Source organism: Gimesia maris, from assembly GCF_008298035.1.
In the GTDB taxonomy this organism is placed as follows: Bacteria; Planctomycetota; Planctomycetia; order Planctomycetales; family Planctomycetaceae; genus Gimesia; species Gimesia maris.
Genome location: NZ_CP042910.1, coordinates 1494581 through 1510427, shown reverse-complemented (window position 1 = coordinate 1510427; position 15847 = coordinate 1494581). Strand labels below are relative to the sequence as shown.

Annotated in this window: 7 protein-coding genes; 1 reads left to right on the top strand and 6 read right to left on the bottom strand. The window is 50.1% G+C overall.

Annotated elements, in window-relative coordinates; all coding sequences use genetic code 11:
- Positions 1 to 25: 25 nt before the first annotated feature.
- The 5 genes from GmarT_RS05730 to GmarT_RS05710 all read right to left on the bottom strand — a co-directional run bounded on the left by GmarT_RS05730 (position 26) and on the right by GmarT_RS05710 (position 12285).
- On the bottom strand, positions 26 to 1705 hold the full coding sequence (locus GmarT_RS05730; protein WP_002645845.1) for a SpoIIE family protein phosphatase: 1680 nt from the start codon (positions 1703 to 1705) through the stop codon (positions 26 to 28).
- A 114-nt stretch (positions 1706 to 1819) separates the two neighbouring features.
- A complete protein-coding gene (locus GmarT_RS05725) occupies positions 1820 to 3100 on the bottom strand; it encodes a glucuronate isomerase (RefSeq protein ID WP_002645846.1) in 1281 nt (426 codons plus the stop codon).
- A gap of 328 nt (positions 3101 to 3428) precedes the next feature.
- Positions 3429 to 6722: a c-type cytochrome domain-containing protein gene (locus GmarT_RS05720; RefSeq protein ID WP_002645847.1), complete on the bottom strand. Its 3294-nt coding sequence runs from the start codon at positions 6720 to 6722 to the stop codon at positions 3429 to 3431.
- Positions 6723 to 6813: 91 nt separating this feature from the next.
- A complete protein-coding gene (locus tag GmarT_RS05715) occupies positions 6814 to 9537 on the bottom strand; it encodes a pre-peptidase C-terminal domain-containing protein (protein ID WP_157158932.1) in 2724 nt (907 codons plus the stop codon).
- A gap of 360 nt (positions 9538 to 9897) precedes the next feature.
- Entirely contained in the window at positions 9898 to 12285 is a 2388-nt protein-coding gene (locus tag GmarT_RS05710) for a DUF1549 domain-containing protein (RefSeq protein ID WP_230682365.1), read from the bottom strand.
- Between the two features lie 763 nt (positions 12286 to 13048).
- On the opposite strand from GmarT_RS05710, the gene GmarT_RS05705 reads away from it, so the two are divergent.
- On the top strand, positions 13049 to 14299 hold the full coding sequence (locus tag GmarT_RS05705; RefSeq protein ID WP_002645851.1) for a bifunctional 3,4-dihydroxy-2-butanone-4-phosphate synthase/GTP cyclohydrolase II: 1251 nt from the start codon (positions 13049 to 13051) through the stop codon (positions 14297 to 14299).
- A gap of 7 nt (positions 14300 to 14306) precedes the next feature.
- On the opposite strand, the gene solA is transcribed toward GmarT_RS05705, so the two are convergent.
- On the bottom strand, positions 14307 to 15440 hold the full coding sequence (gene solA / locus GmarT_RS05700) for an N-methyl-L-tryptophan oxidase (RefSeq protein WP_002645852.1): 1134 nt from the start codon (positions 15438 to 15440) through the stop codon (positions 14307 to 14309).
- Between the last annotated feature and the right edge of the window lie 407 nt (positions 15441 to 15847).

The following is a 15847-nucleotide window of genomic DNA, read 5'->3' as shown; positions in this document are numbered from 1 at the left end:
GGATTAGATTAAGAAAAAGGCACCCTCAGGAAACACGCCCGAAAGTCATTATCGTAATATCATCATTCTGGGGACGACCATTGGCATGTCGTCGGACATCTGCCAGCAATGCCTGCCCCAACTCAGCGGCATTTTTGTCACGATTGTTCTTAATGAACTCCCGCATCCGGTCCAGGGTATACAGTTCCCCTTCCGGGTTCATCGCTTCATCCACGCCGTCGGTAAACAGAACCACGATTTCTCCGGGTGCCAGATCTCGCTCTACTACTTCGAACGGGAAACCTTCCATCACCCCGATTGGAACTCCAATACTCTCTTCTGGAAATTCATCCAGGGTTCCATCCGGCTTAAGGATCATCGGGGACATATGCCCTGCATTCACCAGCGACAGACGATGTTTGTTCGTATCCAGAACCACCAGCACATAAGTGACGAATCGTCCCTCAACAGCACTGTCGCACATATGATCGTTAATCGCATCGACAGCCGGTCCGACTTCATGCACAAAACGCAGAGTATTCTGCACACAACTTGACATGCGGGCCATAATCATGGCCCCGGGTACTCCCTTTCCGGCGACATCGCCAAACGAGAGGCCGATCATATCATCAGGCAGTTCGAAGATATCATAGTAATCACCGCCAACCGCCTGTGCAGAATCATAAGAGGCAAAAAATTCGTAACCCTCGACATCCGGCACTGAACTGGGCAGCAAGCCCTGTTGCACGCCGCGGGCGATGTTCATTTCATTGTCCTGCTTCTGTTTTTCCATGAAGGACGACATCAGCCGTGCGCTTTCATAAGAAAGCGCCGCCTGACCGGCGACAGACATTAACAGATCCAGATCTTCTTCCTGAAACTGTTGAACCGGGTTCTGCGTATCGATATTGATCACGCCAATTGGTTCTTCCGCCAGCCCCAGCATGGGCACGCACATCATGGAACGGATCGACAAATTTGAAATGGACTCACTCGCATCGAATTGAGCATCACTGGCCGCATCTGCTGAGAGAATCCCTGTTTTCTCTTCGAGTACTTTTTTCACAATGGTACGGCTCAACTTGACCGTGGCATCTTCACCATCTCGGCGATGCTTGAATGCGCGGGGCACCATCTCACCATTGTTCTCGTCTCTTAATAAGATACAACCGCGGTCCGCTGCGGGAAAGATGTGAAACAGAGTAGTGAGAATCTGCGGCAGCAGCTTTTCCAGATCGACAGTTCCCGCCAGACTGCGGCTGATTTCGATCATGGCTTTTAATTTTGCTTCCGGGCGAATATCCAGCCCGCCAAATCCACCGACGCCGGAAACGGCCCCCATGATGGTAGCGCCGGCATCACCGTCCTCATCATCATTCGAAAAACCGATATCAAAACTGCTGTCGATCGTCACACCAGACCGCTTTGGTTCCTGTTTCTCATCTGATTCAAACCGAAACAGAATGGGACCCACTTTCAACCGATCTTCGTGTGCCAGTCGGGTTCGACCTTCAATCTTTTTCCCATTAACGAACGTTCCGTTTCCACTTCCCAGATCTTCAACAAAAAACTCATCCCCTGCTCCCACGACCTGGGCATGACGACGTGAAACCATATTCGAATCCAGCTGAATCTGACAGTCAGGATGTCGGCCCAGAACCATCTCGGATCCGGTAAGTGAGTATGAGACCGCTTGACCAGCCTGCAGCATGACCAGAGTAGCCATATGGGAAACCCTTAATGATGAAACTATGATGGATATGATAAAAATGGGATATGTATCATATTTTAAGTAGCATCTGTCTCTGATGCAATCACTTCATGTCTTCCGGGATACGGATTAACTGCCAAAAATGGTTTCCACATTGCCTCGCAGTATCAGTTTCCCGAGATCGATCGCGCGTTGTTCCGACCAGTTTCTCCCGACTACGAAATCACTGGCCAGTACATTTGCCAGCACACGACGATACATCCGGAACTTAGGCAGTGCGAACTCCAGTTTATACATATCGCTGTAATAACCGATCTGCTTGGTCTTGGGAACGGCTTCCAGGCGACTCTTACAGTCAAAAGTAATGAACGCTGGCGTATTCGAATACCACCAGTGTCCATTGATGACCACATTCGGGAAAATCCAGCTGTAGCTGACCAGTTCCTGATTGCTGGTACTTGTCAATACAGAAACGGGAAATGTGACTTTGGGAAACGCGTTGAACAGTTCCTTATACAGAATCAGAGAAGTCCGCTTGTCATACAGATCCTGCCCCTGATACACGCCTGCTTCGTAAACGCGACGGTTCACTCCAATCATCAGATCGAAAGGCAGACGATGTTCGGCACAATATTCTGCCAGAGTCCAGAAGACAAACTGACTCACGATTTTTGACTCGTCGGCGGTAATCTCATCGCCGGCAAACAGCGACCTCACAATGGGATCAACCTGATCAGCAGTCACGGCAACCGGATTGAAATCGGGCGGCAATGAAATCGCACAGGCCCGGGCCCCCTTCGAAGTAAAATGTTCAAATAGCTTGCCAACCGCATCTCTCAACGTTTTGGCACAGCCGACGTCCAGTTGGGTTGCTTTCGCCAGGCGTTCCCGGGTTTCGGGTTTCGCCAGATGGAATACCAGGTCATCAGTTCGCAGGCAGGGAATGTAGAGCTTTGTGTCAAAGCCTTCCAGGGGATCATCGAAATCGTTCGTTAAAAATACCTGCTCAAGACCGCTCTGTTTTAAAACCTGCTGTTCCCAGTCAGGTTGGGCCATCTTCTCAGCCGCAGTGTCGTACAGTTTTTCCCAGTTGGATTCTGTAATCGCATCCTCTTCGAAGCCGAAAAACTCACTGCAGATATCCAGTAACCAGCTGAGCTGAATTGTATTATCCAAATCCCCCAGCTGTGTCACCAGCCGCCCGACTTTTTCTTTGGGGTCGATTCCTGGCTCTTCAATCACTTCACGAGGCAGACCCGCAGAGTGGGCCAGTTCGGTGTAGTAATGATAGCCCATGATATCCGCCAGTGTGGTGGAAGCCGCAGAGTGGGGATTGATATGCGTATGAGGGTCAATCAGAACCAGATTCTCTAATTCGGTAAAGATACGTTTACTCAACTGTTCAGACATAATGTAGTGATTCCTGCTGTATTCAAATTAATTTTAAACCCGAATCAGGGATGGGATAGCCCTTCAGGGGAAGTCCCCCGGGATAGACTTCGAGTTGTTACGATCTGGCGGAATGAGTCGTTGTGTGTCTCGAATATAATCAGTCAGACCTGACAGTGCAATCAGGAGCCCCTTCCCCTGGAGTCGCTGATCCTGTTTCCCTGTTACAGAGAGGTAGAATTCCCCCAAATGGTCAAGATCTCTGCTCGAAAGCGCGCAAAAAAGCGACCTTGTGAATATATTCACAGGGCCGCTGGAAGCTGTACTTTTTTTCTCAGATCAGTCTGGCTTATTTGCCGGCACTGGCCTGCTGATTCTGAGGAACAGGTGGTGGATTAAAACTGTTGAGCAGTTTCCCTGTCTTCGCATCCCAGACTCGTAGAATTCCATCTTCACCACCGGCGATGACAATCGATTCATCCCGGCTGCCGGCAACACTGTAGACATAGTCTGTAGAGCCTGACAGATTGCGGTAGTTTGATCCATTGGTTGTCAGATGCATGCGAACGGTCTTATCGCCACCTCCACTGACAATGTTGTCCCCCAGTCCCAGGAAGGCGATTGACGTGACCTGCTTGGAATAACCGGAAATCGTTCGTTTCTGTTCGCCGGTTTCAATATTCCAGACTTTGATCACATTGTCGGCACCTGAGCTCACGATAGTGGACTCATCAGCTTTCCAGGCAACATCCAGAACGTGGTGAGTATGACCTTCAAATGATTTCACAAAGTTGCCGCTCGCGACATCAAAGATTTTGACAAATTTGTCAGCAGCTCCTGTCAGCAACGATTTTCCTGAACGGGAGAAGCGGATGCCAAGCACCGTATCGCTGTGAGCATCTCCCAGCTTCTTCACGAGTTTTCCAGTAGCAGCATCCCAGATTGTGATTTCACCACTACGCGAAGGATCACCACCGCCGACGGCCAGCAGTTTGCCATCCGGGCTGAAATCCAGACAGAGTGCCCGGTTGGAAATGGGTGAACCACCGACTTTCGAGGGATCTTTTTCATCGGCGCCCAGTTGAGCAACCAGAGTCCAGACCGGCTGAATACTCTGTACCAGAACCGTTTTGTCAGCACTTCCTGACACAACCGTTGTTTTGGACGTATAACCAACTGCCGAGACAGGAGCAGTGTGCCCCCCCACCGTATCCAGTTCCTGACCGGAAGTGGCATCCCAGATACGAACCATCTGGCTGTCATCCCCAGTGGCAATCTGTTTGCCGTCTTCGGAAAATGCAACCGACTTCATGGGAGTCAGAACCGCAGCCTGTTTCTTGGCTTCCGCCAGAGCAGCATCAACAGCTGTGGCTGTTTTATCGATTTCTGCTTTTTCTTTAGTCCGTTCTGCCAGTTGCCCTTTGATTTTGGTGAGTGTTCCTTCTGCAACTTTCACAGACCGTTCAGATGAAATCACTTTTTTCTCAGCAGCAGCAACCGCATCCGTCAGTTTTTTGGACTCGGCTTCTGCATCAGCCACTTTTTTATCAGCGGCCTTGGTATCCGGTTTGGTTTCCGCCAGCTTCTTGGCAGCAGCAATCGCAGCAACCGCTTTGGGCACAGCCTGTTTGGCAGTCGCGATGGCCTGCGTTGCCGCTTTTTCATCGGCTGCCTTTTTCTGCTGGGCTGCCGTCAGTTTTTTCTGAACTGCATCAAAGGCTGCCTGTGCTTTGGTAACCGCTTCTTTTTTCTTTGCTTCGCCTTCTTTGTCAGTTGCATCTGGCTTGATCGCATTCGCATCATCCAGAGCTTTTTTCGCGGCAGCCACTTCTTTTTCTACAGCGGCAATCGCAGCCTGATTGGCATCGTTCGTCTGTTTTAATTTCGCTTCCGCATCAACAACTGCTTTGTCCGCAGCTGCCTTCTGGGCATTTGCCGCCGCGACAGCATCTTCACCCTTTTTCTTATGATCTGCCAGCAGTTTTGCCAGCTCTGCTTTGGCAGCAGCCAGTTTCTTGGCTGATTCGTCTGCCTTTTTCTTTTCTTCTGGCACCGCTTTTTTAGCTGCTGCCAGTTCTTCATTACGTTTCTTTAATTCTGCTTCGCGATCTTTGACATTTTTGTCAGCGGCTTTCATGGCAGCATCTGCTAATGCGACCTGCTGCTTTGTGACGGTCTGAGTCTCTGTTGCCAGAATCATCTGACGCTCCTTGCTCAAATCGCCACGAAACTCTTTCAGCATTTTACCGTCGGCAACCTGCCAGATTTTTCCAGTTCCATTCGCAGAAACGGAAACCAGTGTCTTGCCATCAACGGTGACATCAACATCCGTGACAGGTGCTCCATGGTTAATCGAACGGATTTGCTTTTTCCCGGCCAGATCCCAGATTCGAACCGTACCGTCTTCACTGCCTGAGACCAACTGCGTGCCGGCAGGCATGATCAGTTTCACAGTTGAAATCGGCTTGGCGTGACCTTTGAGTTCGTACAATGCAGCAGGAACCTCTGGTGCCTTTTCTCCCTCTTTGGGAGCGGGTAGAGTCAACGGCCAGGCATATACTATATGATTTGCTGCACCACCAATCACCTGAGTTCCATCTTTACTGACAGTTAACGCATTGATGACAGCAGGCGTCTTCATTGTGGAAATCTGCTTTCCATCAGCGACATTCCAGACCCGCAAGCTTTGATCAGCAGCGGAAGTGACCACTTTCGTACGATCCGGTGTGAATCCCAGCCCCTTGATGACTCCGGTATGCCCTTTCAAATCAACCAGTTTAGTCCCTTCCGGCAGCTTCCAGAGTGAAACAGAATTATCAGCGGTGGCAACAGCCAGAACGCTACGATCGGCATTCAAAGCCATGCCTGTCACAGCGGCTGGCAGGTCCATCTTTTTAACGACATTCCCCATCGACTTCTTCCAGAGCTTCACGACCCGGTATCCGCCTGATGCCAGCAGGCTGCCGTCAGAATTGAATGCCAGTGAATGCACAAAATCGCGATGGGCGGCTCCCAGTGGATAAAATGGCTTCCCGTCCTTCTGCAGTTTCAACAGAGCGGGATCATTGAGGGTAGCTACTTCTGCTCCTGCTGCCAGATCATAAATGGCAATCCGGTTCGCACGACCGGCGGCTGCATAACGGGCCCAGGGGGACAGCGCTGTGCTGTAAATGGAATTCAAATCGGGAGGCAGTGACTGCCAGGCGACTCCTGCGTCAGCTGATTTGCCGCTTGATTTCGCACCTTCGATAATCCACTGACGTAAAATCCAGACCTGCTGAGGAGTGAGAGCTTTGGCGCCCACCTTATTCGGCAGCGGTGGCATAAAGCTCTCTTCCGTGCGGGAAGCGACGTTATATAGATAGCTCTCATCAGGCTTACCGGGAACGACCGAGGCACCGCTGTCTCCCCCTTTGATCAGATCTTCCACATTTTCCAGGACCAGCGAACCTTCCTTTTTCGCGACGTTGTGGCAGGCGATACAATTCGCGTCCAGAATTGGAAATACATCTTTTTCAAAACTGACGGGACGCCCCAGTTCCACCTTCGCAGGTTGGATTGGTTTTTCTTCCGCCACTGTGAATTGACTGCAGCCCAAAACTGCAGTGATGAAAACACTTAAACTGGCAAACCGGTTCCGCATAACATGCCCCTCTGATATCGCTGATGAAACAGTTGGATCAACAACCAACCGCCTGAGTTTTCTGAATATGATAAATTGATTTCTTCTGTTTTTATTTGGTGACTTTTAGCTTGATCGGTGCATCGACCAGCGCCTCTCCCTGGAACGCGGCTTTCGCCCTGACCACCATGTTAGCCAGATCACCTTCAGTCGCATCTGCAGATGCTTTGATTGGGATGGTCACTTCCGTTTTATCTGCTGGAACCTGTACCGTATCAGCAGTCACGCCCGTGACACCTGGCGGTAAAGGTAACGTTAACTCCACAGGACCTTTAAAATCATTGATGCGTTTGATGGTCGCCTTGACGTCGATTGCCGCGCCTTTTTTCAGTGCTCCCCCTCCGGGTACTGCCAATGTCAGAGTCACCGGTGCCGGTTTGACGCGGATGACCAGCGGAGTCGAAGGAGCATAAACTTTCACCGTTTTTGCAGCGGCTGCTTTCTCTGCCGCCGCCACTTTGGCATCCACTGCTTTCTTCGCTGCTTCAGCCGCTTTGACGGCCGCGGTCGCTGCTTTCACTTCTTCTTCGGCTTTGGCCTGTTCGGCTTTTTTCTGATCTGCTGTTTTGTCTGAGGCTTTCGTGATCTCATCCCGTTTTTTCGTCACTGCAGCCAGAGCCGCCTGTGCCTCAGTCAGTTTTTTGGTGACTTCTGCCTGCTCTTTTTTGGCTTCATCAACTAAAGCAGGATTGCGGCGATAAGAGACATCGACGGTGGACTGCAGATAGGTCGTATAAACACCAGGCTTGGCATTGTTATTGACAAACAGCTGAAACATCTCGTCCGCTTTGCCTTTAGCAATTGTTTTATTCTCAACAGTGATATTGCTGTTCTTGGGAATACCGTTCCAGGCGAGCGCAACTGCATTATCAAAGCCGGTTCGCTTCACCACTTTGACGGGAACCAGAATCTGGCGTCCCTGATTCACACTCACATCCGCGACATCCGCAACGACCTGATACGGTGCGACTTCATCAATTACAGATAATGCCAGCGAGCGTGCGATCCGTGAATCAGCACGCACATTATTCGCCGCGGGTCGCAGTACAGTGGCAGCCCGGGCGACGCGTTCCAGTTTTCCGGCATCCGCACCAGAGGTCCCCGTAATTTCAATTTCACCTGACCACGACTGAGCAGTTTCTTCTGCGGTCAGAATCATTTCTGCATTACTGTCACCACTGCCGATACTGGCAGCTTTACAGCTAACTCCGGGCGGCAGACCTTTGACGGACAGCTCGATCGTTTCATTAAAACCATCCTGTCTCAACGCCATGACGGCAATTTTGAAGCTGTCCCCTTTTCTCAGAGTGATTGCCGCTGGTGATCCCCCGGTATTGACGGCCTGTGGGTACAGCGGTAATGCCACCAGACGAAAATCCGGTTTGGGCTGTCGAATCACGGCTCGATATACCATTCGTGGATTACCACGGGTTTCGAACTGCAGATCACGCAACGTGACGCGATATTCGCCATCAGCGGGTGCTGTAAACAGGTAATAAGGATCGTCTGTCCGTGTATCAAATAACTTACCACTTAGATCGGCAAATACCGTTGTGGCACCGACATTGGCAAGTTGCTTAAAAGTCTCTTTGCCCTCTTTGTCCTTGATCACCTGTTCCACCACGATCACAGGATCAATGACGATCCCATTACGCTGCCCAAACACTTCGATCGAATACTTTTCTTTTGCTTTCCCGGTAAAGCGAAACGAATCGACATCATTTTTCACTTCAAACTGCCCTACCAGTTCGCCTGGCAGGGTTAATTTTTCTTCTTTGGTCTGTTCGTCACGAACCACGTTCCCTTCGGCATAGTAGATTGTTACCGGATTGGAACTTCCAGCGGGTGTCGCCCAGACATAGGAGTAACCGTCTGCACTGACTTCATGTGGAAATCCCTGCTCGCCCATTTTCAAGGTAGTGGGTTTTGATGGCAATGTGATAAACACGTTGACTTCCTGCAGGGGCTCATCGCCGATACTCCAGTCCGAAATTTTTCCTCCCGGCAGGTTATAGCCATACAGGGTATAGCTGCCGGTTGTTCCCGGAGTTCCTGAGGGGGGCATAATGAATTCGATATGCGGTTTTTTATGAACACTCAACCGATAGACGTTATCAACGCCACCTGCATAAGTCAGGTCATGGACTTTGATCTTATAAGTGCCATCCAGAGGCAGTGTCAGATTGATGTAAGGATCGTTCCGAAAGGTATCGCGTTCACTGACCAGACGTCGCTGATCCGGGCCATATAATTCAACAATGGCGACAACAGGGGAATCAATGCGGGCAGCACGACAGTCAATGGAGACCTTGTCTCCCTTTTTGCCTGTGAATGAATAGTAGTCGACGTCGGTCGCACCGTTCAGCAAGGCATTCATTACCGAATCCATCACCATCGGCGTTGCCTGATCCTCTTTATTGTTGGGTTCGACTTCGGTTTTCTCAGCCAGATCTCCTACTACGAATGATCGGGGATTACTCAAACCATACAAGCCGTTCGCGCGGACATCATACACACCGACGGGAACATCATTACCAATCGTTACCAGAAACGTGTTGGCGACAGGAACCTGTTTGCCGTTGCTCTGCTGCATTTTAGGAACGGCTTTGATATCCGGGTGACTGAACCACAGGGCATTCAGTTCATCCAGATCTTTCCCATTCGTCACCCGTACTTCAACAGTCTGGCCTTTCTGTCCTCCCGAAGGATTGACCGAATAGACAACTGTCTGAGGCAGCTGAGCGTGAAGCGACTGAATGTGGTTTGATAAAACCAATCCCAATCCTGCAGCAAGAAAACAAACAACCTTCGTGGATAAACGACGACGGTCAAAAAATCGCGTATGCATCATAATACTGCTACCAATTTTCTGGATGGAATTTTCTGGGAGGATTTCAGGAGGGAACCCGCAGTCAACACGTTTCATATCGGCCAAAACGCAATCAATACAGGTTATCTTAAGTTTATTGTAAAAAAGCCGACAACCATTGTCTAAACATAAAACAGTGGTCAAATTGAAATTAAGAGACTTTTATCGGAATTCATGATCACGGAAAATCGAGTTTCGCTGCGAACAGATGCCATCAGAAAACCGCGAAGGCACGCTGATGACATCTGATGTTCGCTGCAATACATCTTAATGATTAAACAGGAATTCCTTGGTATTAATCAGAGCCCAGATGATATCTTCATAGGCAATCTGTGGCTTTTCTTTATGTCGTTCAATATAGGACAGGGCAAATTTCATTTCCTGTTCCTGGGGAGCACGAGAATATACCCAGCGATACAGTTCCTGAACTTTTTCCTCGTTGGAACGTTTCGTGTCTTTCGCCAGCAAGGCGGCTCGACTCGATGCACCTGTAATCTTATCCTGAACTTCTTTACTGTTCAGAAGATGCAGGCTTTGTGCCAGGTTAGCGCTCTGGGAACGTTCACATTCACAGGCAGTATCCGCCTGTGGTTGCCCGAATACTTTGAGGAAGTAAGGAGCCGAAGTGGCATCTGTAATCTGAATGGCTTTCGTATCAGCGGGCAGACCTGAGAAACGCTGTGAGGAATTGGTCACCTGATGGAAGACATCATACAGCACTTCTGCGGTTAATCGCTTGGGATAATACCGCGAGAAGTTCTGCTTGTCTTTCAGGTTGTATTCGTTCGGCAGCGAACTGAGCTGATAGGCATTAGAACGGCAGATGGCACGCACCAGTTCCTTCAGATCGAATCCTCTTTCCACAAAATGCTTGGACAGTCCTTCCAGCAACTCGGGGTTGGCAGGAGGATTGGTGGCACGCATGTCATCTTCGGGTTCGACAATGCCGCGACCGAAGAAGTGTTTCCAGTAACGGTTCACAACTGCTTTTGCAAAGAAGGGATTATCGGTTCGCGATAACCATTGCACTAAAGCTACACGGGGATCACGTTCGGGACTCAACTCCAGAGGCTGCATCCCCAGAGCCGTAGGCTTCAGGTTTTCGCCAGAGCGAATATTCTTCGCTGTCGCCATTCCCTCTTTATGAAAGATACGTTTATCACGGAAACCACGTTCGCCAATCGAACCAGCAGTTGGGTCTTTGGTTCCGACCCGGCTGAAGAATGCGGCCAGTCCGTAGTAATCATCCTGGCTCCATTTTTCGAAGGGATGATGATGGCAGCGAGCACATTGAATACGGAGTCCCAGGAAGAGTTGTGCCGTGTCTTCCACCTGTTCTTCTACAGTATTAACTTCGCGGTACCAGACGACTGCCGGATTCTGGCGAAACTCGCCGGATGCAGACAGGATCTCGCCTACGAATTCGTTGTAGGGTTTATTCTCGTACAGACTGTCCCAGATCCACTGATAGAAGGCATTCGTACCGGCAATATCCACAGGCTGCAGCTTTTTATTTCGCAACACCATATTCCATTTGTTGGCAAAATAATCAGCATAAGCGGGGCTGTCGATGAGTTTATCAATCAACTTGTCACGCTTGGCAGGATCTTTATCTGCCAGGAAGGTTTTGACTTCTTCTTCAGTCGGTGTCGTTCCAGTAATGTCGATGTAAACACGTCGCATGAACGTGGCATCGCTGGAAACCGGTGAGGGAGGAATCCCCAGAACTTTCAGTTTGTTGAAGACGGCTTCATCAATCAGATTGCGTGATTCGGGAAGAGACACAATTTCGACCCCCAGGGGAATTGTGGCACGGAACGTGGCAACCTGCCCCTGATAACGGGCCATGATGGCAACTTCACCAGACAGGGTCAGCGTTTTGACCAGACCGGTTTTATTGACTTCGGCCATTTCCGTATCGTTGGCTTCAAACAGAGCCATCCGGGTGACGTCTTCAGTCGAACCGTCGGAGTAAGTTGCGATGACAGAAATCTGCTGTTCAGCTTCCTGGTTCATGGTACGGGTGGGAGGATAACATTCGATGGCGACAACCTTGCGATCATTCTCGCTTCCATAAGGCATCCCCTGCTCAATCCAGCGATACAGTAATCGATACTCGTATGAATCGGGTTTAATCAGTTTTCCGCCACCATGAGGTGTGACTCCGGTCCCCTTCATCAACAACAGGCTTTCCGCCGGTGAGGAAGGAAACAGGCGACGCCCGCGGCCTTCTTTGACCAGAAACTCATAATCGTCTCCAGGGTAGAAACCCAGCAATGACAGTTTAAAACCATTCTGCCCGCTGGCTTTGCCATGACAGCCACCGCTGTTACAGGTCAGCTTGGTAAAGATTGGTACAACCTGATTTTTAAAGTTGATTGCTTCCGGAGTCGAGATTCCCTGCACAGCGACCGGAATGGAAACAGACTTGCCATTCTTCGCTGTCACAGTCAATGTCGTTTGACCATCCTTCAACGGAGCCAGATAACCATCGCTGGAAATGGAAGCGATACTCTGATCGGCGACAGCATACACAACATCACGAGTTACGTCGTGCTGCTTACCATTGGCGAGCACCCCTGTCACCACGACCTGCTGCCGGGAATCAGGTCCTCTCAATTGAAGAATTTCTTTCCCGCCTGGCTGAGGCCCCACCTGGATTTCCTTGAAATCGACAGGAGCGACTGCTGCAGGTGCAGCCTCCACTATCCTAACCGCATTTCCAGAGAAGAGTGATAGAGTCAACGCTCCACACAACATAAGGACCTGGGGTGTCCGAGAGCCATTAATTCGGAAATCCATACGTCAACTCCTATGAAACTGATTCGTTCTTAACTTATGGTCTGGCAGCGATCAGGTTTGGCGCGTTATCACGCAGACCGTTAAAAGTATGATGTTTGTAAGACGCTTGTTGTTGGCTGGTATTTACAGGAAAGTTTTTCAGGTAAGTTAACCACTCAAAGTCTGCTGAGCAGTTCTATTTTGCGGGTCAGGAAAAAGCGATTAAGTAAAAAGTACTTTTCCTAAGATATTCAATGTATCAAAGAATATTTAATTGTCAACGTTTTAACATATCATCTGAATGTTTTATGTTTTTTTGTCCACTGAACCAGAAAACCGGCAGAGCCCGATACCCTGTAGAACACTTCAGCTGTCATATCCGATAAAGCCGGCAGAACCCATGATACCCTGAGATTTCATAGATTGTCTGCTGTAACAGAAAGCCTGTAAAACAGCATGACTGGTATTTATTTTCCAGGTAATCACTCTGTTCTTTTAAAATCGGGATTTCTTTGATTGCCAGTCCAACTCACTTCTATAGAATAAAGTTAGCATAGATTTTCCGCCGGGAACGGCCTGCTGGAAAATTTTCTAGTATTCGTTTTATCTAATATCCAGGTGGCTTCAAATCGTACCAATGTCTGATCCTGCTCACGCTGACTCGACCATCCCCAACATTCAATGCGTCTTCGAACAATTACGGGCGGGCAAGCCGGTCATTGTGACTGACTCCAGCGAACGGGAAAATGAAGGCGATTTTATTGTCGCAGCCGAGGCTATTACACCGGAAATCGTTCAGTTTCTGCTTCGCTACGGGAGTGGTGAACTCTGTGTTTCACTGCCGGAAGAAGTGGCAGACCGACTGCAATTGAACCCGATTGTCGGCCCGGAAGAAAACACCGCCCCCAATCAGACCCAGTTTCTGATCCCCATCGACCATAAAGACAGTGGCAGCGGAGTCAGTGCGGAATGCCGTGCGATTACCATTCGCGCCCTGAGCGACGAACATGCCCAGGCAAAGGACTTTGTCCGCCCGGGACATATCCATCCACTTCTGGCCAAACAGGGTGGTATATTACGTCGCGCCGGACATACCGAAGCGACCGGCGATCTGCTGCAGATGGCTGGTTTAAAACCGGTCGGCGTGCTGATTGAAATTCTCAGCCAGAAAGGCTTCGGCATGGCCGACGCCCAGGAGTTGCGGGAAATTTCCGAGCAGTTCGACATTCCGATTATTTCAACAGCCGAAGTCATTCGACATCGCTATATCAGTGAAAAGCTGGTTCACCGGGAAGTTGAAGTCCCCATTAACACCAAAAACTATGGCACCGTCCAGGTCATTGGCTATTCCGTAGAGCACGAAAGCCAGCAACCGGTCGCCCTGGTCTGGGGTGACCTCCATTCCGTGGAAGCCCCCCTGGTACGCATGCATTCATCCTGCTTTACAGGCGATCTGCTGGACTCTTTGCGTTGTGATTGTGGCGACCAGCTGCATATGGCCATGTCAGCAATCAATCAGGCAGGTGCAGGAGCCGTCGTTTATCTGCCTCAGGAAGGTCGCGGGATCGGTCTCATTCCCAAACTCAAAGCTTATGTTCTGCAGGACCAGGGATATGATACGGTCGAAGCCAACATCCAGCTGGGATTCAAAGCGGACAGCCGGGACTTCACCGTAGGCGTTCAGATTCTGAAAGATCTGGGGCTGACGAAAGTCCGTCTGCTGACCAACAATCCCAAGAAAACCGATTCCGACGTCTACACGGGCTTCAACCTCGAAGTCGTCGAACAGGTGCCCATTGTTGCCCCGCCCCATAAAGATCGGGAATTCTACCTGCAAACCAAACGCGATAAGATGGGACACATCCTGCCCACTACCCCTGCAGACTGAGACTCGATCACTGATTGAATCGCTGAGCCGAGAGAAACTCAATCGGTAATGCGGTTCTACCAGTCGTAGCCAGGTCAGCCAGAATTTCCCCCATCACGGAGGCAAATTTGAATCCGTGCCCCGAAAACCCGGCGCCATACACAACCCGCTGATTCGCAGGATGCTGATCAACGATGAAATGCCCATCGGGAGTCCCCGTATACATACAGACGGTGTGCCGCATCGGCTGTGGGTCCAATGCAGGCATCACCGCCTCCACAAATCGAGAAACGCGGTGCACATCATTCTCATACAATGACCGATCCACATCAGCAGGATCACTGACGGTTTCACCTCCGGTATGCTCAGCCAGTTTGACAGAAGCTCCCTCCAGTGAAGGCAATCCGTAGAATTCTCCCTCAGGCATGTCAAAAAAGAAACTCCCACGACCGGCATCCAGATTATAAACCGGCTCACGAACCGGGTTCCAGAACAACACTTTCCGTACGACTTCCAGTGGTAATTGCAACTCGCTCAGGCAGCCACTGCTCCAGGCCCCTGTCGTTACAATCAATGAGGAAGCAGTAATCTTTTGACGATCTGTTTTGACCTCGACTGATCGTTCACTGACTTTCACTCCCAGAGTCTGTTCATTGAGATAAACTGTCGCGCCTTGTGCCTGCGCACACTCCAGGTGAGTCTGAACACACTGTTCCACATGCAGAAAGCCTGCCTCCGGTTCATGTGTCACTTCAAAGCCGTCTGGAATACGAAACCCGGGAAATCGCTCGACTGCATCCGCGGGAGACACACTTTCCACTTCCACTCCATAGAGTTCCTCAGCCAGATGCACTCCTCGGATTACGGCTCCGTCAGAAGGCCCTGCTACCATCAGACCACATTGGTTAAACAGTGTTTTACCTGTGGTCTGCTCCAGATCGTGCCACAGCTCGTAAGCACGCTGCAGCAGTGGAATATAATTCGGGTGCTCGAAGTAAGCCTTGCGTATGATGCGTGTCTCACCATGAGAACTGCCCCGGTCATGCGCCGCGCCAAACTGTTCAATGCCCAGAACATTCAATCCACGTTTTGAAAGATGGTAAAGCGCACTGCTGCCCATCCCCCCCAGCCCCAGTACCAGATAATCAACATGCTGTGTCATGAATGCGCAGCGATCTATTTAAAGAATCAGTTTCCGCAACAGACCATGATTATTGATCGCAAAGACTTCCAGCGTCAATCTTGTTTTCAGAACGCTCAGTCGCTGCGCATAAAATTACCGGGTGTTCAAGAAATGACAGTCAACCTACCCCACATACACACTGACCATCAAATTGGAACACCCGGTAATTAATCACTTCACAGAAAACCATCATAGTTTGATCATTTTCTGTTCTTAAAGACCTGTCACTACATCACGCGGCTTGCCACTTCACGGAACAACCCAAACAAGCCGGAGCTGTCGCAGCAGAATCTGTTAACGTCGTACTCCTTCCTCACCGCACACGCGTACTCAGCACTGACAGCCCGCCCGAATTCCAATCAGGTCGATTGAAAAATCCCCCCCTG

What these genes read in the sequence shown, in the direction of transcription:
- GmarT_RS05705 (WP_002645851.1), top strand. Translation starts at nt 13,049, where the DNA reads ATGTCTGATCCTGCTCACGCTGACTCGACCATCCCCAACATTCAATGC.
- GmarT_RS05725 (WP_002645846.1), bottom strand. Translation starts at nt 3,100, where the DNA reads ATGTCTGAACAGTTGAGTAAACGTATCTTTACCGAATTAGAGAATCTG.
- GmarT_RS05720 (WP_002645847.1), bottom strand. Translation starts at nt 6,722, where the DNA reads ATGCGGAACCGGTTTGCCAGTTTAAGTGTTTTCATCACTGCAGTTTTG.
- solA (WP_002645852.1), bottom strand. Translation starts at nt 15,440, where the DNA reads ATGACACAGCATGTTGATTATCTGGTACTGGGGCTGGGGGGGATGGGC.
- GmarT_RS05730 (WP_002645845.1), bottom strand. Translation starts at nt 1,705, where the DNA reads ATGGCTACTCTGGTCATGCTGCAGGCTGGTCAAGCGGTCTCATACTCA.